Here is a 23,864-nt window from a genome sequence, read left to right as displayed (position 1 = left end):
GCTTGCTCCAGGTAGCATGAAGATTGATGTTTTGCAGATGCACTCGGTACGCATCATCTGCGGTTCGGTATTGGCCCGTGAACGGGCTCTTTTCGTTCAGCCCTTGCGCGCTACTCGGTAAAAAGGCGCACAAATCCGTTCCTCGCTCCAGCAGGGAGCGCGGTGGCTTCGTCTTTTTGCTTGCATGTTTTCTTGAAAAGGGACCGGCGTTTTCAAACACACGTCAAGGCCGGAGGTGTCTTTCCATCGGCCGCCGTTCAGCGACGGTCAGACTGTGCCGCAGAAAAATTGCGCTTCCTAGATATCAATTCGGGCTAAACATATCGGCACTGTTACCCCGAATATATATGCCGCAGGGTTGTCCGGTGTGCCGCGTCGTAGGTTTGGCCGGAGATTAAGAGGGTTTCGGCGGGTAAAGAGGGCTCTTTGAAACCAGGGTTAGTTGCGGCGGGAAATGATCTTTATCCCGGAAAGGAACAGCTCCGCGCTTCGTTCGCTGGCAAGCTATGTAAAGGGATATCAACCAAAAGTTATATATTCCCGGATTGCAAAACCACAGCGAAAGCTTTTCCGATGCGCCTGTTTTTGTGGGCGTTCCCGAATAGGGGATTCTATTGCGTCGTAGCCTGTTTTGTATGTCAATTGTAAAAAATAACCCGTTTGGGCCATTTATTTACACAGCTTTTCGTATTAGCGTGTATTAATTAACGGGTGATTAATAATAGTTGACAGGACTTAAGGCGGAGATTCGCCCCCAAGTATGAGGGGGGGGGAAGATAGCCGACGGACAACAGGCAGCACAACCAAAAGAAAGTAATGCGTAAGCGCTTGAGGGAGGCGTCAATGTTCATGGGAACGTCAGATTATGCGGCAAAACAAAAAAACGCCGTTGCTCCTATAAATGGAACTTTATTGATCATAGCGGATCCGGACCTGTTTTCCGAGTGCCTCATGGAGGCGCTGGGCAAAAAGTTCCCCACATTCGCGGTGGTAAGCGTGAGGTCGTCGGGGAAGATCGAAGACGATTACGGTAATAATGTACGGCTGGTTTTGCCTTACCGCATGTCTGGCGATCGTCTTCACGCCGTTCTATCGGAGGTTCGGGCAAAACATCCCGATGCGCCGATCGCGCTCGTTGTCGAAACCATCGAGAAATTCGAGGAGTCGTTGAAAAGACTGGTGGGAATGCGCGTCATTGACGGCGTGTTGCCGCTCAACCTCAGGCTCGATGTCTTCATGGCGGCCGTCGATCTGCTGATGAAGGGCGGAGAACATTTTCCGGCTGCCCTTCTCGGCAAACTCACGCCCTATTCTTCTTCCGTCAGCGGCAAGAGCGTTCAAAGCAACGCCGTTATCGCCAACCGCGCCGATGCGCTTGCCGCAGGCAGGAGCGACGTGGCGGCGCTGACGACACGTGAGGTGCAAATCCTCGATCTGCTTTGCAAGGGAACGCAAAACAAGATCATTGCTGATCGGCTGCATCTGTCCGAGAACACCGTCAAGGTTCACGTTCGCAATATCTATAAGAAAATGAACGTGCGCAACCGCACGGAGGCTGCGTCGCGCTTCTTTAACAAGGACGAAGACACGACCTTCCCCGGCGGCTGGAAGAACTGAGCGTCAGGACGGAGAGAGCCGTCCGGACGCCGGTTCCTTCCGGTGTTTCTCCAGGAGGCTTAGGGCCTCAGGAAGCAGCGGGATTTCTGCCCGAATCCGCTCGGTGAGCAGATATAGGGAGATGAACCCGAGTAGGACTGTCGCGATATCGCGGGCGTGTCCGAGGCGTCGGCAACGAGCGTAACGGCCACGTTGCCGGTTTTTTGATAACCGTAGGTCGCCTTCGCCGGAGCGACCCGGCCTTGGATCGCGGCGGTATTGGCCGACGCGGTCTTGATGAGAACGGCGTCTTCGACCACGGAGCATGAAGCCGTCGCGAAGGTGAAGGTTACAAGTGCCGAGGCAACAAGTGCGAAGCGACAATGGCGGGCTGCTTTGCCGCTATGGGAATAAGGCATTTCATTCGTCATGTGTGTCCCCTGAAATCGACTGTCTGTCGCATCTCGCCGGGCGGTTTTGTTCCCGGTGGACCGAGCCTTACAAAACCAGCATAGCCCCGACTGGTTGAGCGAAGCTTGCGCTAATGCTCAATAAGAAAGGCATAATAGAGGCATAGTTAAAAAGTATTAAATCAAGGGCTATTTCGAGTGGTTTTGGGTAATCAATTGTAATATTTCGATAAAATGAAGTTGACCTGTTTTCTTCTGCGCCTATCATGAAAGTTGAAATTTATCCGATCGAAAATATTAACCTCCAAAAGAAGTAAAAACCGGAGGGTGGTATTAAATACATCTTACAATCTGGGGTTTGATCCAGTTTAGGTGAATCAGCTGCGCTGATTCCTCTTGGGGAGGAGTGTGTAATGCGTAATTTCGTTCCCAACGAACACGACAACGGCGTCACCATCTACTCCGAATGGAGACCTGGCCAACGCGTTCTCGTTAACGGCGGCGCCGGTTTTCTCGGTTCTCATCTCTGTGAACGCCTGCTGAGCAGCGGCCACGAGGTGATCTGTCTCGACGATCTTTCGACCGGACGCACCGCGAATGTGGCGCATTTGCGGGACAATAAGCGGTTTCTGCTGGTCGAGCACGATGTGCGCAAACCCTATGACATTGATGTATCGTTGATCTTCAACTTCGCTTCGCCGGCTTCGCCGCCAGACTATCAGCGCGATCCGGTCGGTACGCTGCTCACCAATGTCCTGGGCGCGGTCAATGTACTGGAAGTGGCGCGCAGATGCGGTGCAACGGTGGTGCAGTCCTCTACCTCGGAAGTCTACGGCGATCCGCACATCAATCCGCAGCCGGAAACCTATTTCGGTAATGTAAATACAATCGGACCGCGAGCTTGCTACGATGAAGGGAAACGCAGCGCCGAAACGCTGTTTTTCGATTATCACCGTAGTTTCGGTGTCGATATCAAGGTGGGACGCATCTTCAACACCTATGGACCGCGCATGCGACCCGACGATGGGCGTGTGGTTTCGAACTTCATCGTCCAGGCTCTGAAGGGCGCTGACATCACCATTTATGGCGATGGCAGCCAGACACGGTCCTTCTGCTATGTCGATGACCTGATCGACGGTTTCCTGCGCTTCTCGGCCAAGCCGAAAGATTGCACCGGGCCGATCAATCTCGGCAACCCGAGCGAAATTCCGGTACGGCAGCTCGCCGATATCGTCATCCGTATGACGGGTTCCCGTTCGCGCATCGTGCATCTGCCCGCTGCGATCGACGATCCGCAGCAACGCCGCCCCGATATTTCACGGGCAAACGAGCTGCTGAGATGGCAACCGCGTGTGCCGCTCGAGATCGGTCTGGAAAAAACCATCGTCTATTTCGATGCACTGCTGGCCGGTAAGGCTGTGGCGGAGGCCGTATGAGATGCCCCGCACAATCCTCGTCACGGGCGGGGCCGGATTCATAGGCAGCCACATCTGCAAGGCGCTTGCCCTCTCCGGCTTCAAGCCCATCGCTTACGACAATCTCTCGACGGGTCACGCGGATTCGGTTCGCTGGGGCCCCTTTATCGAGGGCGACATTCTGGATCGCGGCCTTTTGAAAGCCACGCTCAGGGAGTTCTCACCGGCCTTCGTCATCCATTGCGCCGCCAATGCCTATGTCGGTGAGTCCGTCGAGGATCCACGCAAATATTACCGCAACAATGTCGGCGGGAGCCTTTCGCTGCTGGATGCCTGTCTCGACCAGGATATCGGCGGGCTGGTGTTTTCTTCCAGCTGCGCCACCTATGGCGTGCCGCCGCAATTGCCTATCCGCGAGGAGACGGCGCAGATGCCGGTCAATCCTTACGGGCGCACCAAGTTGATCTTCGAGATGGCGCTGGAAGATTATGCTGCTGCCTACGGTCTGCGTTTCGTGGCGCTGCGTTATTTCAATGCCGCCGGCGCCGATCCGGACGGTGAGCTTTACGAGCGCCATGAGCCTGAAACCCATCTGATCCCGCGGGCGCTGATGGCTGCGGCCGCAAGGCTGCCGCGACTGGATGTCTTCGGGGCGGATTACGACACCAGCGACGGCACCTGCATTCGTGATTACATCCATGTCAGCGATCTGGCCGACGCCCATGTGGCCGCCGTCAATTATCTTGCCGATGGCGGAGAGACGCTGCGTGTCAATCTCGGTTCCGGGCACGGTACATCGGTCGGCGATATCATCCGCGCGATCCACCGCGTGACGGGGCAGGAGGTTCCGGTCCATTTCGGCGCAAGGCGCGCTGGCGATCCGCCGGCCCTGTTTGCGGATATAAAGCGTGCGGAAGAGACGCTCGGCTTTATTCCGAAGCGTTCGGATATCGACACCATCATCCGCACGGCAGGTCCCGGCTTCGGACTGGAGGTGCGGTCATGAAGATCCGTTCCGCCGCTTCCGTTCCATCGACCCGTTCGGTCGCCGTTGCCAGCGACCTGAGGATGCAACCGGTCTTCACCGGCTGGAACCGGTTGGCCTATCGCCTCGGCATCGGCGGTTGGCTGGTGACGCTCGCCTGGTTCTGGATCTGGTGGCTTGATCGCGACCGCGTCATCGACTGGCCCTATTACACCGTCGTCACGATCACTCTGGCGTGGATCACGCTTCTGCCGTCCTATTTCATCTTCATCTTCCTGAATGCAAGGGTCGTGGACCGGCGCTCCCCTCTGCCACGGGGCAGGGTGGCGATGGTTGTCACCAAGGCGCCGTCGGAACCCTTCGCGGTGGTGCAAAAGACGCTTCTGGCCATGCTCGATCAGAGAGGGCTCGATCAGGGAGGGCTGGAATTCGACGTCTGGCTTGCCGATGAGGCTCCGGATGCGGAAACGCTGAAATGGTGTGGTGCGCACGGCGTTTTCGTTTCCACGCGACAGGGTGTTGCCGAATATCATCGCAAGACCTGGCCGCGGCGCACGCGCTGCAAAGAAGGCAATCTCGCCTATTTCTACGATCGTTACGGTTACGAGCGTTATGATTTCGTCGCTCAGTTCGATGCGGATCATGTGCCGGAGCCGGAATATCTCAGCGAGATCATCCGTCCCTTTGCCGATCCGAAAGTTGGCTATGTTTCGGCCCCGAGCATTTGCGACGCCAATGCCAGTGAAAGCTGGGCCGCGCGCGGCAGGCTTTATGCCGAGGCTAGTCTGCATGGCGCGTTGCAGCTGGGTTACAATAATGGCTGGGCGCCTCTGTGCATTGGTTCGCATTATGCCGTGCGCACGAAAGCCCTGCGCGAGGTCGGCGGTCTTGGCCCGGAGCTTGCCGAGGATCATTCCACCACGCTTCTGATGAACGCCGGCGGCTGGCGCGGCGTCCACGCCGTCAACGCCATCGCCCATGGCGACGGCCCGGTGACCTTTGCCGATCTCATCGTGCAGGAATTCCAATGGTCGCGTAGCCTGATGACTATTCTGCTGCAATATTCAAGGCACTACGTGCCGAAGCTGCCTGCGCGCCTGAAGTTCCAGTTCCTGTTTTCGCAGCTCTGGTATCCGCTGTTTTCCGGCTTCATGGCGCTGATGTTCTTGCTTCCCGCTGTTGCGCTGATACGCGGCGATGTACTGGTCAACGCATCCTATCCGGCGTTTCTGGCGCATTTCCTGCCGGTTTCACTAATCATGATCGTCTTTGCCTTCTTCTGGCGGGCCACGGGCGCATTCCGTCCGCACGATGCGAAGCTTTTCAGTTGGGAGGCAATGGTATTTCTGTTCTTGCGCTGGCCCTGGTCGCTGTTGGGGGTGCTGGCGGCGATACGCGACACGATCCGTGGCGACTTCGTCGATTTCCGCATCACGCCCAAGGGCATGCAGGCAAAACCGCCGCTACCGCTGAGGGTTGTCGCGCCTTACATCGTACTGGCGGCGCTCAGCCTTGCGGCCATGGTTCTGGCGCCCCGTGAAAACGGCGCGGAGGGTTTCTTCATCTTCGCCGCCATCAATGTGGCGATCTATTCGGGCCTCTGCGTGTTTCTGCTCATCCGTCATGCCACGGAAAACGGCTTGCCCAGGCTGCCGGCATTGCGCGGTGGAGCGACTGCCGCAGCCTGCTCGTTGCTGCTGGCGGCGGGAAGTGCTGTAGAACTCAGTTCCCATGCAATCGGCGGCCTGGAAGCCCTGTCGCACGGGCAGCCCTATGTGAGTTTTACCGAAACGCGGTTCACGGTCGCCGGCGCGGGTGTGGAAGGTGCGAGATCGGTGCGTCTGAAACTGCGCATTACCGTACCGGGCTTGCGCGAACCGCAGGAAATGCAGGCGGAACCCATCGTGACGCCGCCGCCAGCGGTGGCGCCCGGAGAGATCATGCTGGCCGACAATAGGGTCGGACAATGAAGGAGGAGGCTGTGATGAAAACAACAATAAGCAAATGCGGATTCTCCGCTTTCGTACTCTGTCTTGCGGTGGTCTTGCCAAGCGCGGTCCATGCTGCAGGCGGCACGAAGACGCCGAAACCGCTCAGAACCAGCGAGGTCGTGAAGATGTACTTCGACAAGACCTGGAAATGGGAAACGGGCGGCGGACGCTTCATTGCCGAAGACCGCAAATTCATCGCTGCGACGCAGGAAAAGGGCCAGAAATCCACCGGTAAAGGCCGCTGGACTGTCGACGCCAACGGCACGCTCTGCATGCGCGCCACCTGGAAAAGCGCCGCTGGCAAAGGCAAGGCCGATACCTGTTTCGATCACGGCCGCATCGGCAAGGTGATCTACCAGCGCAAGCAGGGCGGGCCATGGTACGTGTTCCGGCACAACCCGCCACGCCCAGGCGATGAATTCCTCAAACTTGTCCGCAAGGACAATGTCACGCCGCAGATCGCCGCATACGACAAGGCGATGAGGGCAACAAGGTAGGGAGTAGGGTGTCATGCAAATAACAAGAAGAAAACTTCTGTTCGCAGGTGGTGCCGCCGCAGCCTTTACCGCCGGCATGTATCCGGTGCTCAAGCTCGACGCACAGGGTGTCGCCCCCATGACGTCGACGGGCATGAAGACGCTTGCCGACAAAAGACCGACATTGCATGCGGACGGTATTCGTTTCGGCGCATACGATCCGCACGGCGATTTCACCGGCCAGGCCGGGGTGGCGACGGAACATCTGTTCCTGCCCTGGGAGGACGTGGATCTCGACAGTCTGGCGCTTGCGGATGCCTATGCGATGGAACGCAAGCGCAACGTGCTGATCACGGTCGAACCCTGGTCCTGGGACGTAAACTGGCGGCTCACCTCCGACGAATTGCGCCGTAAGGTGATGAGAGGCGACTACGACCAGAATATGCAGGCGATCGCCGCGCGCATGTCTGCGATGAAGAGCCCGCTGATCCTGCGCTGGGGACAGGAAATGGAGGACACGTCCGGCCGCTTCTCTTGGTCGGGCTGGAACCCGCGTGACTACATCGCGGCCTATAGACGTATGGTGGACATGACCCGTAAGGCGGTTCCCGGCGTCAAGGTGATGTGGTCACCCAAAGGTATGGATGGTCTGCGGGCTTATTACCCCGGCGACAGTTACGCGGATCTTGTGGGTCTTTCGGTCTTCGGTCTCGAGGAGTACGATAAGATCGAATATGGCGCGCCACAAACCTTTACCGACCTGTTGCGCAAGGGCTATGGACTTGTCGAAAACTTCAACAAGCCGGTCTGGGTTGCCGAATTGGGCTATGAAGGCGGCGATTCCTATGTTCGTCCGTGGATGAACGACGTGACGCTGAAGCAGGCGGATTTTCCGAAACTGGAAGAAGTCGTCTATTTCAATGACAAGGATGTTCATCCCTGGCCGCACAATCTCGGCAGACCTGATTGGCGCGTGGTCAGACCGGCCAAGGTTTGATCGCCATCGATACCAGCGAGCGGCGATGCCGCTCGCCCGCAGCTTCGATATTATTGATCCGCTGAAAGCACCGCCTCCGCCTCATATATGGCGCAGACGATGTGATAAAACGTGCTTGCCGGCGCCGGCTCATCGAGCATCGGCTTATCCGCTGGCCATTTGTCGAACCACAGGCCCTTGACCGTGGTGTCGAGGAAAGGTTGCAGCGCGCCGATGGCGCTGAGACCGGAGGCGAGGTAACGCTGCCGCTCCTCGCCGCTCGTGACGCTTGCAAGCCGTACCGCCGCTTTCAGCCATTCCGTCTGCGGCCATAACCGCGCCAGCCCGTCATGCACCGAAAAATCGTCGTAGAGGCTCATCACCGCCACTTTGCGGCGCGGGCAGATGCCATGTTCTTCGCCGATCTGGAACAGCCGTTTTGCCTTCCTGATCGCTTCATCGTTTCCACGCAGGGCCCCCCAGCGCACAAGAAGCCATGCCCATTCGAACTGGTGGCCCGGCTCCATGATCCGGCCCTTGTCGCTATCATGGGGTGTCCAGTCATGACCGAAGAATTCGCGCAAGCCGCCATTGCCGCGATCGATGAAGCGGTTAAGCGCAAGACCGGCGATCTCGTCGGCCAGCGCCGACCATGGGCCGTCCGGGTCCTGCACCTCCCAGGCCAGCATCGCCTCGAAGAGATGCATGTGCGGATTGGAGCAGAGCGGCGTGCGCGGCGGGTTCGCTTCCTCGAAGCCGGCGACCGGATGTCTGTAGTCGCGTTCGAGGATGGCAAGAATATCGAGCGCCCGGCCGCGCATCTCGTCCCGGCGCTCGGGAAGGCTTGCGGCCGCCTGTGCGGCGGCAAACAGCGCAAAGGCCTGATTGTAGAGATCGAAGGAGGGATCGATCAGCCTGCCGGTCTGGTCGGCAAGGTTGCCGTAAAGGCCGTTTTCAAGGCGGTAGACCTTCTCAAACCAGGAAAGCCCGTGCAGGAGCGCGTCCTTCCACGGTCCCTGCCAGCCATGCTGGCCGGCGGCAGCGAAACAATAGGCTTGGCGCGGCTGCACGCGGGCGCGGCGGTCATCGGAAAAAATCGGTTTCGCATCCTGACCGAGACGCTCGTAAAAGCCGCCATCCGGGCGGGCCGATCCCGCCTCCCACCACAGGGGTAGGGCGTCCTCATCCAGCCATTTGCGTAATGTTCCGATCTCTTCGGCAAGCGCCTGCGCGATGCTCGGAAATTGCAATGTCATACGTCAACTCTCTGTTTTTACAGTTGAATAAAAAAAGGACCAATAAAAATACGTCATCATGGAGCCAAGTAGACCATGGGACATATTGCGCTGCAACCGCAAAATTATCGATCTCTATCCAAACTAACCGATAACAAGGCAGTCGGTTCCGTCATCTCATCGGTGGGTCCATGCACGCTGTTGATTCGAAAGACCAAAATGTCAGAAATTACAACGCGAGTTTGATACTTCCTAAAATTCGTATTGCTTATTTGATCCCCTCCCGTATTTCGTAACAATGGTCTGGTCATTAGTGATTCGGTCTCCTTTTAACCTGGGCGGCGTTGGGGAAATAAAGGGGCGCAAGGCAGTGAGATTTTCTGCCTTTACTTCATTGCTGTTCTCCGTTGCGGTTCTTTCGGGCTGCAATACTCCCGCGGGCGTTCGGTCCTTCGGGGGCGCACAGATGTTGTCTCCGTCCGAGGCGTTGGTTTTCCCGCCGCCCGGTGGTCCCGAAATCGTGACCGTGGTCAACCGCACCTATTCCAACGCCGTGGCGCAGCAGGTCATTTTGCGCTCTGAGGCCGCGACCCCCGGGCAGAACTATATCAAAGCCGAGTTTTTCGGTCCGCAAAAGGCAGGGGATACCGGTGGCGATGCGCTGACTTTTTCCGGTTTCAGGGCATCTTCCGTTGCGCGGGAGATCCGGTCCGAGTTTCCAGGCCAAAACATCGCCATGTCGGCAAATTACCTGCAGAACGGTTATGGCGCGTTCGCCTATGCCGCCGGCAGCGGCCGTGGCGACGATACCTGCCTTTATGGCTGGCAGGACATACGCTCGCCGGAAAGCATGCGGCAGGATTTCCGCAATCTCGGGCGCATCAAGGTGCGGCTGCGCCTTTGCCAGTCAGGCGCCAGTGTCGAGCGGCTGCTGGCGGTCATGTATAATTACACGATTACCGGCGCCTACGCCTCGCCAGGCTGGAACCCTTACGGCACGCCGCAGGCGGTGGATAAAAATCTTGGACGGCCGGGCCACCCGGTCTATCCCATAGAGGCGGATGAGGTGCCCATGCGGCCCGGCGGCGAGGTGACCGCGAGCGTGCCGACCCGGCCCGTTCGTCGCACGGCTGCCGTTGCGCCGCCCGCCCAGCCGGAACCGCAGCCACTTCCACCCGTTGCTGCAGTCAGTATCCCGTCGCCCGCATCGGCTGGCGCGCCCCTCCAGCCTGCAAGGCCTACGGTGGCGGGCAGGCGCGTCGATGGTGCGCCGGCGGGTGGCGGCCGGCAACCATCGCAAGTCCCGCAGGTATCCATTCCGTCGCCCGCATGTCTGTCCGGTTCGGGGGTGACGCCAGGATGCAGGTGATCGCCGGAACCAGCGGGAAAGAGCACGCCAAGGCGAAGATCGCAAAAAATCCGGGCCGAAATTCCGGGTTGGGAAGACAACGGAAAGTTTCTAGATGAGCAAGGCCATCACAATCATTGTCTGGTTACTTGTTTCGGTTTGCGTTCTGGCCATCGTCACGATGCCGGTCAGCCTGCAGACGCATCTGGTCGCCACGGCGATTTCCCTCATTCTGCTGGCGACGATCAAAAGTTTCAACGGGCAGGGGGCTTGGCGTCTGGTCGCGCTCGGTTTCGGCACGGCCATCGTGCTGCGCTATGTCTACTGGCGCACCACCAGCACGCTGCCGCCCGTCAATCAGCTTGAGAACTTCATTCCCGGCTTTCTGCTCTATCTGGCGGAAATGTATAGCGTCATTATGCTGGCGCTCAGCCTCGTCATCGTATCGATGCCGTTGCCGTCGCGCAAGGCGAGGCCCGGTTCACCCGATTACCGGCCGACGGTGGATGTCTTCGTGCCGAGCTATAACGAGGACGCGGAGCTTCTCGCCAATACGCTCGCAGCGGCCAAGAACATGGATTATCCGGCCGACCGGTTTACCGTCTGGCTGCTGGACGATGGTGGCTCGGTGCAAAAGCGCAACGCCAGCAATATCGTCGAGGCGCAGGCGGCGCAGCGCCGCCACGAGGAGTTGAAGAAGCTCTGCGAGGATCTCGATGTGCGTTATCTGACGCGCGAGCGCAACGTCCACGCCAAGGCCGGAAATCTCAATAACGGGCTTGCCCATTCGACCGGCGAGCTCGTGACCGTGTTCGACGCCGACCACGCGCCCGCCCGCGACTTCCTATTGGAAACGGTTGGCTATTTCGAAGAGGACCCGCGGCTCTTTCTCGTTCAGACGCCGCATTTCTTCGTCAATCCCGATCCCATCGAGCGCAATTTGCGCACCTTCGAGACGATGCCCAGCGAAAACGAGATGTTTTACGGCATCATCCAGCGCGGCCTCGACAAGTGGAACGGTGCATTCTTCTGCGGCTCGGCCGCGGTGCTACGGCGTGAGGCGTTGCAGGATACCGAAGGGTTCAGCGGTGTCAGCATCACGGAAGATTGCGAAACGGCCCTGGCGCTGCATTCGCGCGGCTGGAACAGCATTTATGTCGACAAGCCGCTGATCGCCGGGCTGCAGCCGGCGACCTTCGCAAGCTTTATCGGCCAGCGCAGCCGCTGGGCGCAGGGCATGATGCAAATCCTGATCTTCCGCCAGCCCCTTTTCCGGCGCGGTCTCTCCTTTACGCAACGCCTCTGCTACATGTCGTCGACGCTGTTCTGGCTGTTTCCGTTCCCGCGCACCATCTTCCTGTTCGCACCGCTGTTCTACCTGTTCTTCGACCTGCAGATTTTCGTGGCTTCCGGCGGCGAGTTTTTGGCCTATACGGCGGCCTATATGCTCGTGAACCTGATGATGCAGAACTATCTCTATGGCAGCTTCCGCTGGCCGTGGATTTCGGAACTTTACGAATATGTACAGACGGTTCACCTCCTGCCCGCCGTCGTTTCGGTGATCTTCAATCCCGGCAAGCCCACCTTCAAGGTGACGGCGAAGGACGAATCCATCGCCGAGGCGCGGCTTTCGGAAATCAGCCGGCCGTTTTTCGTCATTTTCGCGCTGCTGGTGGTGGCAATGGCCTTTGCAGTTTGGCACATCTACAGCGAGCCTTACAAGGCGGATGTCACGCTCGTGGTCGGCGGTTGGAACCTGCTCAATCTCATCTTCGCGGGCTGTGCGCTCGGTGTCGTCTCCGAGCGCGGCGACAAGTCGGCGTCGCGGCGCATAACGGTCAAACGGCGTTGCGAAGTCAAGCTCGAGGGCAGCGACGCCTGGGTGCCGGCTTCCATCGATAACGTGTCTGTTCATGGCCTGCTGATCAATCTCTTCGACAGCGCGACAACCATCGAAAAAGGCGCCACAGCCATCGTGAAGGTCAGGCCGCATAGTGAGGGCGTGCCGGAAACCATGCCTGTCAACGTGGTGCGAACGGTGAAGGGCGAGGGGTTCATCTCGATCGGCTGTACGTTTTCGCCGCAACGCGCCGTCGATCACCGCCTGATTGCGGACCTGATCTTCGCCAATTCGGAACAGTGGAGCGAATTCCAGCGGGTGCGCCGCAAGAACCCCGGCCTTATACGCGGCACCGCCATCTTCTTGGCGATCGCGCTCTTCCAGACGCAGCGCGGCCTTTATTATCTGGTCCGGACGCTTCGGCCTGCGCCCAGAGACGTCAAATCTGTCGGAGCGGTAAAATGACCGACCGTAAACCCATCCGGGATTCTCTGGCAATATTGGTATGGGGAGCCGTCACCACGGGCGCTATGGCGCAGTCCTCTCCTTTCGACATGTCGCCGGAACGGCCCGCCCAAACTGCTCCGACACCCGAGCCGCCTGCCGCACCGTATCAGCTGCCGCCTGCCCAGATGCCGGCCCGGTCGTCGTCTCAGCCATCCACCCCGCCGCCATTTGCCGTTCAGCCCGCGCCGCAGTCGCAGCAGAGCCCCGCCGTTCCGTTGCCGCCGCCGGTTGCGGCTCCTCCGCGTCAGGAGGGCGCAGGACCTGCTCCAGCACCGTCGCTCAACGCCGACAGCCGCCGACGTTACATCCTGCCTTATGAAAAGCTCAGCCTTTCCGGTGAGATGGATCGGCGGCAATGGAGTATCTACCTGACGCCGGAACAGGTGAACGCCGCCGTTTCGCTCAATATCGGGTATCAGAACGCCATTGTCGTCGCGCCGGAAAGCTCGAATTTTCAGGTCAGCCTGAACAATGTCGCGCTGGATCCGGCGCGTATCGAAGCGCCCGACAGCGAAGGCAATGTCTCCTTGACGATTCCGCCCGGTGTCTTGCAGGTCGGCTCTAATGTCGTGAGACTGGGCGTACAGCAACGCCATAGAACCGATTGCACGATCCAGTCCACCTATGATCTGTGGACCGATATTGACCCTGGCAATACCTATATCGGCTTTAATGCGGATGTCGCCGGAAGCTTTACCAATATCGACGATATTCAGGCGACCGGGCCGGATGGCAAGGCGATGACGTCGATCGAGATTGTCGCACCGGCACTCGGAAATCCGGCATTTGCGGATTCTCTCCTGCGCCTTTCACAGGCGCTGGCGCTCCGAACCCAGATGCCGAACCAGACGATCCGCTTCGTGGCTGCTCCTTCCCCTGAACGCAAGGCGGGCACGCTGACGGTCTTCGTCGGCACCGCCCGTGAGATCGCCGGGATCGCAGGAACGCTGCCACCCGAGGCTTCGGCAGGCGCTTTCGCCGGCTTCGGCGCTGCCGCGCCGGGCGCTCTTTCCCCGCTTTTTGTGAGCGGTCCCACCTCTCAGGCGGTGCAGGCGGCAATTGAAACGTTGTTTTCGTCGATATCGCGCACCCCCGGTGCGCAGAGAACGACTTTTTCGACCCGCAGCTGGCATGCGCCGGATGTGCCGCTCATCATGTCTGATCGTCGTATCGCGCTTTCCGAACTTGGTCTCGAAAGCACCGAATTTGGCGGGCGGCGTTTCCGCAACGAATTTTATGTCGGCATGCCGGCTGATTTTTACGCATCTGCCTATGGTGAGGCGTCGCTTCTCCTCGACGCCGCCTATTCGTCGCAGGTACTGCCGGGCAGCCATGTCGATATCTACGTCAATGACCAGATAGCCTCGACCGTGCCGATTTCCAACAATGGCGGCGGCATTTTCCGGCATCTGCCGATCAATGTGACGATGCGTCATTTCAAGCCCGGGCCGAACAAGGTGACCATCGAGGCGGTGTTGATGACGGCACAGGATCAGGCCTGCGCCCCCGGCGCGCCCGCCAGCACGACGCCGCGTTTTGCATTGTTCGACACGTCGGAACTTCATATTCCGGACTATGCGCAGATCGGCCGCAAGCCGGATCTCGCCGCGATGGCGGGGGCCGGACAACCCTATCGGACCGGCGGAGCACCTGTTGCCCTGTCACTCGACCGTTTCGACACCGATACCATGTCTGCGGCAGCGACGCTGATCAGCCGTCTGGCAAGCGTGGCGGGGCATCCCATCGACATTGAGACTGTCGCCTCGCCACTGGTGATCGGCGATCGCGACGCGCTGTTCGTCGGCACGATTTCGCAGTTCCCGCAGGCATTGATCGGCCAGTTCAATCTCGTTTCCTCCAGCCAGATTTCCTGGAAAATGGGAACCGGCGTCCAGCCGCCCGCCCAAAGCAGCGATACCCTTTTCAACGACTGGCGCGAGCGGGTGGATGGCGGTGTCTGGGAGGGGCAGGTGTCCTCCCTCGAGGAGTGGATGAAGCGGAATTTCGACCTGAGTTCGGATACGCTGCGCTTCCTGCCGGCAGCCGAGCAGCTCTATGCGCCGCCAAGCAATGTCTCCTTCATGCTGGCCCAGGGGCTGAGCCCCTCCGGCGAGGGGGTGTGGACGCTTGCCACTGCACCGACTTCAGCCGAACTTCGTGACGGGATGGCGGCGATGACACGGGAAAACCGCTGGAGCGGCGTGAGGGGACGTGTTGCCGCTTACGATGCCGCTGCCGAAAAGCTGGAGACAGTGGAGGTGGAGCGGCCTTATTTTTACGTCACGCGGGCGTTTTCCCTTTCCAACTGGAGGCTGATCGCCGCCAACTGGTTGTCTTCCAACGTTCTTTCCTATTCGCTGGCGTTCATCGGTTTCGTGTCTCTCCTTGGCCTCGCCACTTTCGCGATGCTGCGCATGATGGGACGGCATCGATGAAGAGCGGAATTTCGAAACTGGCCGGTATTTTCTTCCTGTCCATGATGACGATGATTGCAGGTATTTCCGTCAGCCGCGCCGCTTCGGTTTCGCCGGAGGCGTGGTCCGCCTATAAAGGCGCGTTTCTCGATCCCGGCGGCCGCGTCATCGATACGGGCAACGGCAATATCAGCCATAGCGAAGGCCAGGGCTACGGCATGTGGCTTGCCGTGCTTGCCGACAACCTGTCCGACTTCGAGCTGATCTGGAGTTTCACGCGCACCGAGCTTTTGGTGCGTGACGACGGGCTTTCCGCCTGGAAATGGGATCCGCGCATCAAGCCGCATATAACCGATATCAACAACGCCACGGATGGCGACATTCTGATCGCTTATGCGTTGGCGCTGGCGGCAGGGCAATGGAACCGGCAGGATTATGCCCAAGCATCGGCAGCCATCGCATCCGCCATTCTCAAGAAGACGGTGGTGCGACGCGGCGGGCGAACGCTGCTTTTGCCGGCGGCCAGCGGTTTTAACGAGGATGACCGGGAGGACGGGCCAGTGCTCAATCCTTCCTATCTGATTTTCGAGGCCTTTCCGGTACTCAATCTTGTTGCGCCATCGCCGCTTTGGAAAGCCATTGCCGATGACGGTGCGGCGCAGATCGAGACATTCGCTTTCAGCGATCGAAAACTGCCGGCCGACTGGGTATCGGTGAAGACGAAGCCGCAGCCAGCATCGGGCTTCCCGCCGGAATTCGGCTATAATGCGGTGCGCATACCGCTTTATCTGGCAAGGGCGAATATGGGATCGCCGGTGCTGCTTGCCCGGCTGAAAAGCGGCATGACGCTGGAAAGCGGCGCTGCCGGAACCTTCGATCTGAGGAGCGGCGCGGTCAAGGATGTCCTGTCCGATCCCGGCTATCGCATCATCCCGGCGCTCGCAGCCTGTATCGGCGGCGGGCCGGACGTTTCCGCCGAACTTAAGAATTTCCAGCCAACACTTTATTATCCTTCCACATTGCATCTTCTGGCATTGTCGTTTCTGGCAAGGAATAACGGGGAATGCCGATGAACAAGCCACTGTCGACCTCGGCTCTCATTCTGCTTCTTATAGCGCTCGCCGCCTTCCACTGGCGTGACAGCATCCTCGGGCGGGTGTCGGAGGTGCATACCTCGGCGGTCGGCGACAACCGGACGACGCAGCGTGTTTTGTCGACTGCGGCCAATCCGGCGCAGATAAATGCTTTCGTCAAGAACCGTGAAATGGCGCAGGTAACGCAGCCCGAGACACCGCCGGTGACGGTGCCGGCGACCGACCCCTTGCCGGTCACGCCGTCTGCCGGGCAGGCACCGCAAACGAAGACGACGCAGGCACCGGCCCCTCGTGCCACCCAGCCTGCCTCGGCCGATATGCCCGAGGTCGATTTGAGCGCATTGCGCTATTTCGCGGCGAGGGGCGATACGCAGCGTCTTCAAGCCGAAATCGCGCGCCTGCGCGCGCTCTATCCCAACTGGACGCCGCCTGCCGATCCTCTCGCCATTCCCGAAAACGGCGATCCTCAGCTCGACGCGATGTGGCAGCTTTATACCGACGGCCGTTATGCCGAGGTGCGGAAAGCGATTGCCGACCGCCAGCAGGCGGAGCCCGGCTGGCAGGCGCCCGACAATCTGATGGGCATGCTTTCCCTTGCCGAAGCGCGCCAGCGCCTCGTTAATGCTTCCGATCTCAAGCAATATGCAACAGTGGTGGATACAGCTGCCAACAACCCCGGCCTGCTGACCTGCGGCGAGGTCGATGTGCTGTGGCGGGTTGCCGATGCTTTCGCCAATACCGACCGGATGGGACGGGCGCGCGACGCCTATCTCTACATTCTCAACAATTGCACTGTCGCCAGCGACAGGCTCGCCACCGTGCAGAAGGCATCCGCGCTTTTGCCGGCGGAAATGATGGACGAGCTGCTTGCCAGGGAAAAACCGGGTGTGGACGGTCAACTGGAATTCGAACCGGTCAAGAATGATCTCGCCCGTCAGTTCGTGGCAAAGGCAGGGGAGAAGGAGGGCGTCAACGTTCCCTCGACCTATGTGATGCGGCTTCAGCGACTTGCCGAGACCGACAAGCTTGCAAGCGACGCCCTGCTGCTCGGCTGGTACAATATCCGGCAGAAGAACATGGCGGAGGCGGAAAAATGGTTCCGCAAGGCGCGGGAAGAAGAAGACAGCGCGTCGGCGTCGCAGGGTCTGGCGCTGGCGCTGATCGACCGTAACGAGCCGCGTGAGGCCGAGGACGTCATGTATAAATGGCGCAACGCATCCGACGAAGCGCTTGCGACCTATCTCGCCGCAACCGCCAATCTTCTGGCGCTGGAGCCGCCGGTCGTTCTACCTCCCGATGTGCTGCAACGTATCGCCGCCGAAACGGTGGCGCGCAAGGATGCGGCGACGGCGCAGCAATTCGGCTGGTACTCGCTTGCCTTCCGGCAGACGCCGCTCGCTTTGCAATGGTTCAGTACGGCCCTTGGCTGGAAACCCGATGATGAGCCATCAGCCTACGGCATGGCCGTCAGCTATCACGATCTTCGCAATCTTGCCGGCCTGCGCGGCATCCAGCAGCAATGGGGAGGCCGTTCGCAACGTATCGCCGATGTGGGAACCGCGCGCATGGTGGATCAGTCCGGGCAGGCGGTTGCGGCACAGGTGACGCCGCCGCCCCTGCAGGCCAATGCCCCGCAGGGGGAAACGGCGGTGGTGTATAATCCACCCGTCGTCCAGCAACCTGAACCTTCGCGCAAGCAGGCGCGCCGCGTAGTGCAGGTGCGAAGGGAAACAAGCGCCGCATCGCGCCCACGCTCCTGCGTTGCCTATCCCGATCCGCAACGTTTGCCGCCACAGCAGGCGCTCGATCTCGGTTGGTGCCTGATGGAGACGAACCGGCCGGCGGAGGCTCTCAAAGCTTTCGAATCCGCGATAGAAAGCGGTCAGTCCAATGTCAAAAGCGATGCGGCCTATGGCCAGAGCCTTGCCTATCTGCGCATGGGCTTGACGGACCGTGCAGCCGTCTCGGCAACGAAGTCGCACATGGATCGCCCGCGTGCGACGGAACTGCAAGTCGCGATCCTTGCCGATCGAGCGGTTTCCGCATTCGGGTCGAAGCGATATGTTGAAACTCTTCTCCTGCTCGATCAGCGCGCGCGGCTGGCGGATGAACGCACTGACCTGATGGTGCTGCGCGGTTATTCCTACCTCGCCATGCGCCGTTATGGTGAGGCCGCCCAGATTTTCGAAAGCCTGACGGCTATCGGAAACAAGGATGGTATCCGCGGGCTGGCTGCGGTGCGCGCCGCCCGGCCGAGCAACGGCCCCCAGGGCGGCTGACGTTCGGCTGATCGTGGCTGGATGTCTTCGGCCGCTGCTATTTTGCGTCGGACAGGTTGCGGATGATGCGCATGAAAATGCGCGCGCCGGTGCCGATCAGCGCATCCGGAAAGTCGTAATCCGGATTGTGCAGGTTGGGATAATCCCGGCCTGCGCCGAGAAAGAACATCGCCGATGACGAAACGGCGCGAAAGCGGCCGAAATCCTCGGAAGCCCGCATGGGCAGCCCCTCCGAACCGTGGGAGATTTTCTCCTCGTCCAGCGCGCGCCGGATGTGCCCGACCGCGTCAGGCGCGTTTTCGCAATGCAGGAAAATATCGTCATAGGTGACGTCGAGTGTCAGCTGCTGTTTGTCCGCCGCCTTTTTAGCCAGCGTTTCCGCAGCCTCGCAGAGTTTTTCCATCCGGTCGTCGGTCAGTGTCCGGAGTGTCGCCCAGATTTCAGCATCGGCTGGGGAAATGCCGAAGGCGGCTTCGCCCATCGCGGCATGGGTGATCGTCACCATGGAAAAATCGGGTTCGGGCGGGAAACCGGAGCCCAGTTCGGCCAAGGCCGGCATCAGCCAGGATATTGCCTGCATCGGGGAAATGCCATGTTCGGGCGAAGACGCATGCGCGGTCTTGCCGGAAAGGCGGAATTTGATCCCGCGTGACGCGCAGTTGACCGGACCTTCCACGACGCTGACATGGCCGAAAGGAAGGCCGGGGAGGTTGTGAAGCGAAAAGGAATAATCCGGCTTTATCTGCCCAAAGTGCGGGTCGGCGAGGACGGCGGCGGCGCCCGCGCCGGTTTCTTCCGCCGGCTGGTACAGAAGGATGACGCGGCCGGTCTCCGGGCGCTGCCGAGAAAGGCCGAGCGCAAGCGCCGTCAGAATGGTGGAGTGGCCGTCATGGCCGCAAAGATGGCCCTTGCCGTCGGTGCCGGAGCGGTATTCGGCGTCACTCTTTTCGTGAATGGGCAGAGCATCGAGTTCCGAACGGATCAGAATCGCCGGGCCGCTTTTGCCGCTGTCATAGACCGCAGCTACGCCATGGCCGCCGAGAGCGGTGAAAAGCTGGTCGGGCTGCGCCCGCTCGAGGAAAGCGCGGATGCGCCGCGCCGTTTGCTTCTCCTCGCCGGAAATTTCCGGATGACGGTGCAGATCATGGCGAAGCTCAATGAGATCGAGCATGTCCTTGTTGGTCAGAAACATCAAACATCCTTGCAAGTCGACCGGCCGGTTTTTCCTGCCGCAACTTACAGGGCGTTGCCTTTAATGCAAAACCTTTGGCGGGTGCCAGCGCTTGCCTGCCGCTTTCGGCTTGATGGAGAGCGTGACGACATCGGCCGGCAGCGGAACCTTCGCCTTTGCCAGTTCCAGCCGGGCAAGGGCTGCACGGGCCTTTTCCGCATATTCCAGATGGGCTGCATCGTCCGAGTGATAGTGCTGCAGCCTGTCGAGGATTTCCGCACCTTCCATCGTTCTTTCAGCGGCAATCAGCGCCACGGCGCATTTGTAAAGCGCTTCCCGGTGGAAAGGCGCGCGGTTGGTCACCTGGCGGAAGGCCTCGGACGCCTCGTGGTAGTGCTGCTGCGCCAGCCGCGCCTCGCCGATACGCAGCCAAAGGACGACGGGTTCCTGCCCGGCGGCCAGAAGGCTGAGAAAGGCGATTTCGGCCTCCCGGAATTCGCCCCGGTCGAACAATAGATTGGCGAGCCCGAATTGGGCGCCGAGATGGTCCGGCGCCGCAGTCAGTACCTGCGCGAAGGCAATATTGGCGGCCGCCTTCTGGCCTGCCTTATAGAGCTTGAGGGCCTGTTCGTAGACAAAACGGATGCTGCGCGGGTGAAGCTTGCCGCCGAGATTGTCGCCCGAGCGGGTGCGGAACAGCGTGCAGCTCAGCTTCTGCTCCTCCGGCCCGAAGAAATATTTGTAAGGCTCGTTACCGCGCAGGAAATCATAGGTTTTAAAACCCTGCTCGATTGCCCTGCGAATGCAATGGCCATGCAGCACGAGGCCGGGGGAAGGGGTCTTCCAGTTTTCGTCGCGGCCGGTAATGTAGAACAGGACCGATTTCTTCTGGCGGTCGATGATATTGGCGAGTGCCCCCAGCGGCTGTTCGCCGAACCACAATACCGGTACTTCCAGATCGCCACGGATATAGACATCCATCAGCATCTGCCGCGTCGCGCCGATCAGAAGCTCTGTGCGTTCCTTGCCCTTATGCGGCGCCCAGCGGATGCGCCAGAAATCGAACAGGATGTCCATATCCCGCCTGATTGTTTCCCGCGTTGCAAAGGTGATGCGATATTCGTCGCCGCCCTCCACTTTTCTCAGGAAACGCCTGAGCTTCTGCCGGGTCTGGCTGCTCATATGGCTGTCGAGATAGCCGTCGAACGTCTCCGGCAGGGTCACGACCGGGCAGATGCAATTGTTAATGTTGTAGGGGTTGGTCGGCATGTTGTCACGAAACATGACGAGCGGGCCCTGAAGTGCGCGGATCATCGCGTCGCGGCGTTCCGGCGGGCCGCAAAGATAATCGAGCTTCAGCTCGGTCCAGTTCTGTTGCCGTATGTATGAACAGAAGCCGGCGACTGCGCGATTTTCATAATCCGGCAGGGTGATGAAACCGGTGTAATCCGCCGCCGCATTGCCGGCCATGACGATGCTGTCGTGGAAGCGTCCGGTTTTTTTGTCCGGTTCGGTGACGATGCGCAGCGGGAAAAACGCCACATAGGGCGAGCCTTCCTGTCGTTCGCGCAGCGCAAGAATGAACCAGCGCCTGCGGCGCGGCATGTAATCCCTGAGCCACCCCCAAGAGAGGAAATGCCGGGCATGGGGATCGGCCATGAACACCGCATCCCAGTTTTCGCGGATCGCCTCGAAGCCGGCGTCCGTGTCGATGATATCGATGCGCATTCTTGCCCCCTCCCAATACTGATCACACATTCGGGAGGCTTCATTTTATGGGTAAACGGTCGGCTTCAAATATTCCCTTCGGGTGAAAGCCGTGCATCAAATGGGATTAGCCCGTCGCCGATCCACCAACGCCGCGCCGCGACAAAAAAGACCTTGTCAGCCGGTGGCGGCGCTCTAACATGCCGGGCTGAATGCGCGGCCGGCTCAACGGCCCGCGTGGCACAGGAGTTCTCATATGGCTGTTCCTTTCATGCTTTTGACCGGCGCCAGCCGCGGAATAGGGCACGCCACCGTCAAGCTGTTTCAGGAAAAAGGTTGGAGAATTCTCACCGTATCGCGACAACCTTTCTCCGAGGAATGCCGTTGGCCGTCTGCGCGGGAGAGCCATATTCAGGCCGATCTGGAGGACCTGTCCCGCATTGGCGATCTCGCGAACGAGGTGCGCTCACGCCTGCCGGAGGGAAAGCTTGCGGCGCTTGTCAACAATGCCGGAATTTCGCCGAAGGGGGAGGGCGGTAGCCGCCTCGGTGTCATGGATACGACGGCGGAAATCTGGACGCGGGTGCTGAACGTCAATCTCGTTTCGACGGCGCTGCTCGCCCGCGCGCTTTTGCCGGAATTGGAAGCGGCAAAGGGTTCCATCGTCAACGTCACATCGATTGTCGGCTCACGGGTGCATCCTTTTGCCGGCGTGGCTTATGCCACGTCGAAGGCGGCGCTTGCGGCGCTGACGCGCGAACTGGCGCATGAGTTCGGCCCGCGCGGCGTGCGCGCCAATGCGATTGCGCCGGGCGAGATCAACACCGCCATCCTTTCGCCCGGAACGGCCGAACTGGTGGAAGCCCAGGTGCCGCTTGGACGGCTCGGCACCACGGCCGAGGTGGCGCAGACCATCTATTTCCTCTGCTCGGAACAGTCGAGCTACATCAACGGCGCGGAAATTCACATCAATGGCGGCCAGCACGTCTGACGCGCCGAGCATCAACCAAAAATGGAGCCTTTATCGATGACCATTCTGCCGAATTCCGTCGAGGCACGCGATATCGCCTATCAGATGCATCCGAACGTCAATCTGCGCAAATTCGAAAAGACCGGCGGTCTGGTGATCGAGAGCGGTGAGGGCATCTATGTCACCGACAGCAGCGGCAAGCGCTATATCGAGGCGATGGCGGGGCTGTGGTCGGTGGCGCTCGGCTTCGGTGAGCAGCGGCTGGTGGAAGCGGCAACGAAGCAGATGCAGAAGCTGCCCTATTACCACACCTTTTCCTATAAGACTCACGGCCCGTCGGTCGATCTCGCCGAGTTGCTGATCGAGCTTTCACCGGTGCCGATGTCCAAGGTGCATTTCACCTCCTCCGGCTCCGAGGCAAACGATCTCGTCGCCAAGATGGTCTGGTATCGCTCGAATGCGCTGGGCAGGCGAGACAAGAAGAAGATCATCGGCCGCATCAAGGGGTATCATGGCGTAACCATCGCCTCGGCCTCGATCACCGGCCTGCCGCGTAACCATGAAAGTTTTGACCTGCCGCTGGACCGGATGCTGCATACGGCCTGCCCCTCCTATGTGCATTTTGGAAAGGAAGGGGAAAGCGAGGGGGATTTCACCGCGCGCATCCTGAAAGAGCTTGAGGATCTGATCCTCCGCGAAGGCCCCGAAACGATTGCCGCTTTCTGGGGCGAGCCGGTCATGGGCGCGGGCGGCGTTCTTTTGCCGCCGGAAGGTTATTGGGCGGGCGTGCAGGCGATCCTGAAAAAATACGATATTCTGCTTGTGGTGGATGAGGTGATCTGCGGTTTCGGTCGAACCGGCAAGATGTTCGCCTGCGAGACCTATGGCATCGAGCCGGATGTGCTTGTCGTCTCCAAGCAGATTTCGTCGTCCTACATGCCGCTTTCGGCGATCATCATGAACGACAATTTCTACCAGCCGATTGCCGACGAATCCGACCGTATCGGCTCTTTCGGCCATGGTTACACCGCCTCCGGCCATCCCGTCGCGACGGCTGTGGGACTGGAAAACCTGAAGATCATTCAGGAGCGCGATCTGGTCGGGAATGTCGCCCGGCTGGAGGGCAAGTTCCTCAGTCATCTGAAGGCGCTGGCCGATCACCCGCTCATTCATTCCTCGCGCGGTATCGGCCTGATCGGCGCGCTGGAGGTGAAGCCGTGGGAGGGCATGAAACCGGGCGATACGACGCTGGCGCTGGCCGCGGCTATCGAAAGCGAAGGTGTCATCACCCGGCCGATCGGTGAATCGATCTGCTTCTGCCCGCCGCTGATCATCACGGCCGAGCAGCTGGACGATCTGTTTGCCGGCGTAAGACGCGGTCTCGATAAGGCATCGGCCGCGAAAGGCTGACACTGCACGGTTTGGAGTCCCGCAACGCAAAAGCCCGGAG

At 59.7% G+C, this 23,864-nt stretch carries 17 protein-coding genes; 13 read left to right on the top strand and 4 right to left on the bottom strand.

The features are described 5' to 3' along the window. The first annotated feature begins 843 nt into the window (after positions 1–843). Positions 844–1,617, top strand: coding sequence for a helix-turn-helix transcriptional regulator (locus BS627_RS17000; RefSeq protein ID WP_077984341.1), 774 nt, complete (start codon positions 844–846; stop codon positions 1,615–1,617). A gap of 59 nt (positions 1,618–1,676) precedes the next feature. Here the strand turns inward: BS627_RS17000 and BS627_RS16995 are convergent, their stop codons facing one another. Next, positions 1,677–2,027: a hypothetical protein gene (locus tag BS627_RS16995; protein WP_077984340.1), complete on the bottom strand. Its 351-nt coding sequence runs from the start codon at positions 2,025–2,027 to the stop codon at positions 1,677–1,679. 392 nt (positions 2,028–2,419) lie between these two features. On the opposite strand from BS627_RS16995, the gene BS627_RS16990 reads away from it, so the two are divergent. The 5 genes from BS627_RS16990 to BS627_RS16970 are packed head-to-tail and all read left to right on the top strand — an operon-like array spanning position 2,420 to position 7,870. After that, a complete protein-coding gene (locus tag BS627_RS16990; RefSeq protein ID WP_077984339.1) occupies positions 2,420–3,442 on the top strand; it encodes a UDP-glucuronic acid decarboxylase family protein in 1,023 nt (340 codons plus the stop codon). A 1-nt stretch (position 3,443) separates the two neighbouring features. After that, entirely contained in the window at positions 3,444–4,427 is a 984-nt protein-coding gene (gene galE, locus BS627_RS16985; RefSeq protein ID WP_077984338.1) for a UDP-glucose 4-epimerase GalE, read from the top strand. Continuing rightward, positions 4,424–6,376 carry a glycosyltransferase family 2 protein gene (locus BS627_RS16980; RefSeq protein ID WP_077984337.1) on the top strand — a complete coding sequence of 651 codons (1,953 nt, stop codon included), beginning with the start codon at positions 4,424–4,426 and terminating at the stop codon, positions 6,374–6,376. Before galE ends, BS627_RS16980 begins: the two co-directional genes overlap by 4 nt. A 14-nt stretch (positions 6,377–6,390) precedes the next feature. Next, the gene (locus BS627_RS16975) at positions 6,391–6,894 is read left to right on the top strand and encodes a DUF995 domain-containing protein (RefSeq protein ID WP_077984380.1); all 504 of its coding nucleotides are present in this window, start codon (positions 6,391–6,393) and stop codon (positions 6,892–6,894) included. Positions 6,895–6,907: 13 nt separating this feature from the next. Continuing rightward, entirely contained in the window at positions 6,908–7,870 is a 963-nt protein-coding gene (locus BS627_RS16970; protein ID WP_077984336.1) for a glycoside hydrolase family 26 protein, read from the top strand. Positions 7,871–7,920: 50 nt separating this feature from the next. Here BS627_RS16970 and BS627_RS16965 read toward each other — a convergent pair whose 3' ends face one another. Beyond that, on the bottom strand, positions 7,921–9,105 hold the full coding sequence (locus tag BS627_RS16965; protein WP_077984335.1) for an AGE family epimerase/isomerase: 1,185 nt from the start codon (positions 9,103–9,105) through the stop codon (positions 7,921–7,923). Between the two features lie 445 nt (positions 9,106–9,550). Between BS627_RS16965 and bcsN the strand changes: the two genes are divergently transcribed. From bcsN to BS627_RS16940, 5 genes are all read left to right on the top strand, one after another. Beyond that, positions 9,551–10,453 (top strand): cellulose biosynthesis protein BcsN, encoded by a 903-nt coding sequence (bcsN, locus tag BS627_RS16960; protein WP_077984379.1) that lies wholly within the window; start codon positions 9,551–9,553, stop codon positions 10,451–10,453. 94 nt (positions 10,454–10,547) lie between these two features. Continuing rightward, positions 10,548–12,737 carry a UDP-forming cellulose synthase catalytic subunit gene (gene bcsA, locus BS627_RS16955; protein WP_077984334.1) on the top strand — a complete coding sequence of 730 codons (2,190 nt, stop codon included), beginning with the start codon at positions 10,548–10,550 and terminating at the stop codon, positions 12,735–12,737. Continuing rightward, positions 12,734–15,214 (top strand): cellulose biosynthesis cyclic di-GMP-binding regulatory protein BcsB, encoded by a 2,481-nt coding sequence (locus BS627_RS16950; protein ID WP_077984333.1) that lies wholly within the window; start codon positions 12,734–12,736, stop codon positions 15,212–15,214. The genes bcsA and BS627_RS16950 overlap by 4 nt, the downstream gene beginning before the upstream one ends. Further along, positions 15,211–16,266, top strand: coding sequence for a family 8 glycosyl hydrolase (locus BS627_RS16945; protein ID WP_077984332.1), 1,056 nt, complete (start codon positions 15,211–15,213; stop codon positions 16,264–16,266). Before BS627_RS16950 ends, BS627_RS16945 begins: the two co-directional genes overlap by 4 nt. After that, positions 16,257–18,566, top strand: a complete 2,310-nt coding sequence (locus BS627_RS16940; protein ID WP_165691285.1) for a tetratricopeptide repeat protein — start codon at positions 16,257–16,259, stop codon at positions 18,564–18,566. The genes BS627_RS16945 and BS627_RS16940 overlap by 10 nt, the downstream gene beginning before the upstream one ends. A 37-nt stretch (positions 18,567–18,603) precedes the next feature. On the opposite strand, the gene BS627_RS16935 is transcribed toward BS627_RS16940, so the two are convergent. Then, positions 18,604–19,758, bottom strand: a complete 1,155-nt coding sequence (locus BS627_RS16935; protein ID WP_077984331.1) for an amidohydrolase — start codon at positions 19,756–19,758, stop codon at positions 18,604–18,606. A gap of 60 nt (positions 19,759–19,818) precedes the next feature. Beyond that, positions 19,819–21,465 (bottom strand): GNAT family N-acetyltransferase, encoded by a 1,647-nt coding sequence (locus tag BS627_RS16930; protein ID WP_077984330.1) that lies wholly within the window; start codon positions 21,463–21,465, stop codon positions 19,819–19,821. Between the two features lie 235 nt (positions 21,466–21,700). Here BS627_RS16930 and BS627_RS16925 point away from each other — a divergent pair, with 235 nt between their 5' ends. Next, positions 21,701–22,435, top strand: coding sequence for an SDR family NAD(P)-dependent oxidoreductase (locus BS627_RS16925; protein WP_165691284.1), 735 nt, complete (start codon positions 21,701–21,703; stop codon positions 22,433–22,435). Between the two features lie 36 nt (positions 22,436–22,471). Continuing rightward, a complete protein-coding gene (locus BS627_RS16920) occupies positions 22,472–23,824 on the top strand; it encodes an aspartate aminotransferase family protein (protein WP_077984329.1) in 1,353 nt (450 codons plus the stop codon). Positions 23,825–23,864: the final 40 nt, after the last annotated feature.

Source organism: Agrobacterium salinitolerans (assembly GCF_002008225.1).
GTDB classification, from domain to species: domain Bacteria; phylum Pseudomonadota; class Alphaproteobacteria; order Rhizobiales; family Rhizobiaceae; genus Agrobacterium; species Agrobacterium salinitolerans.
This window is presented reverse-complemented; position numbering and strand designations above follow the sequence as displayed.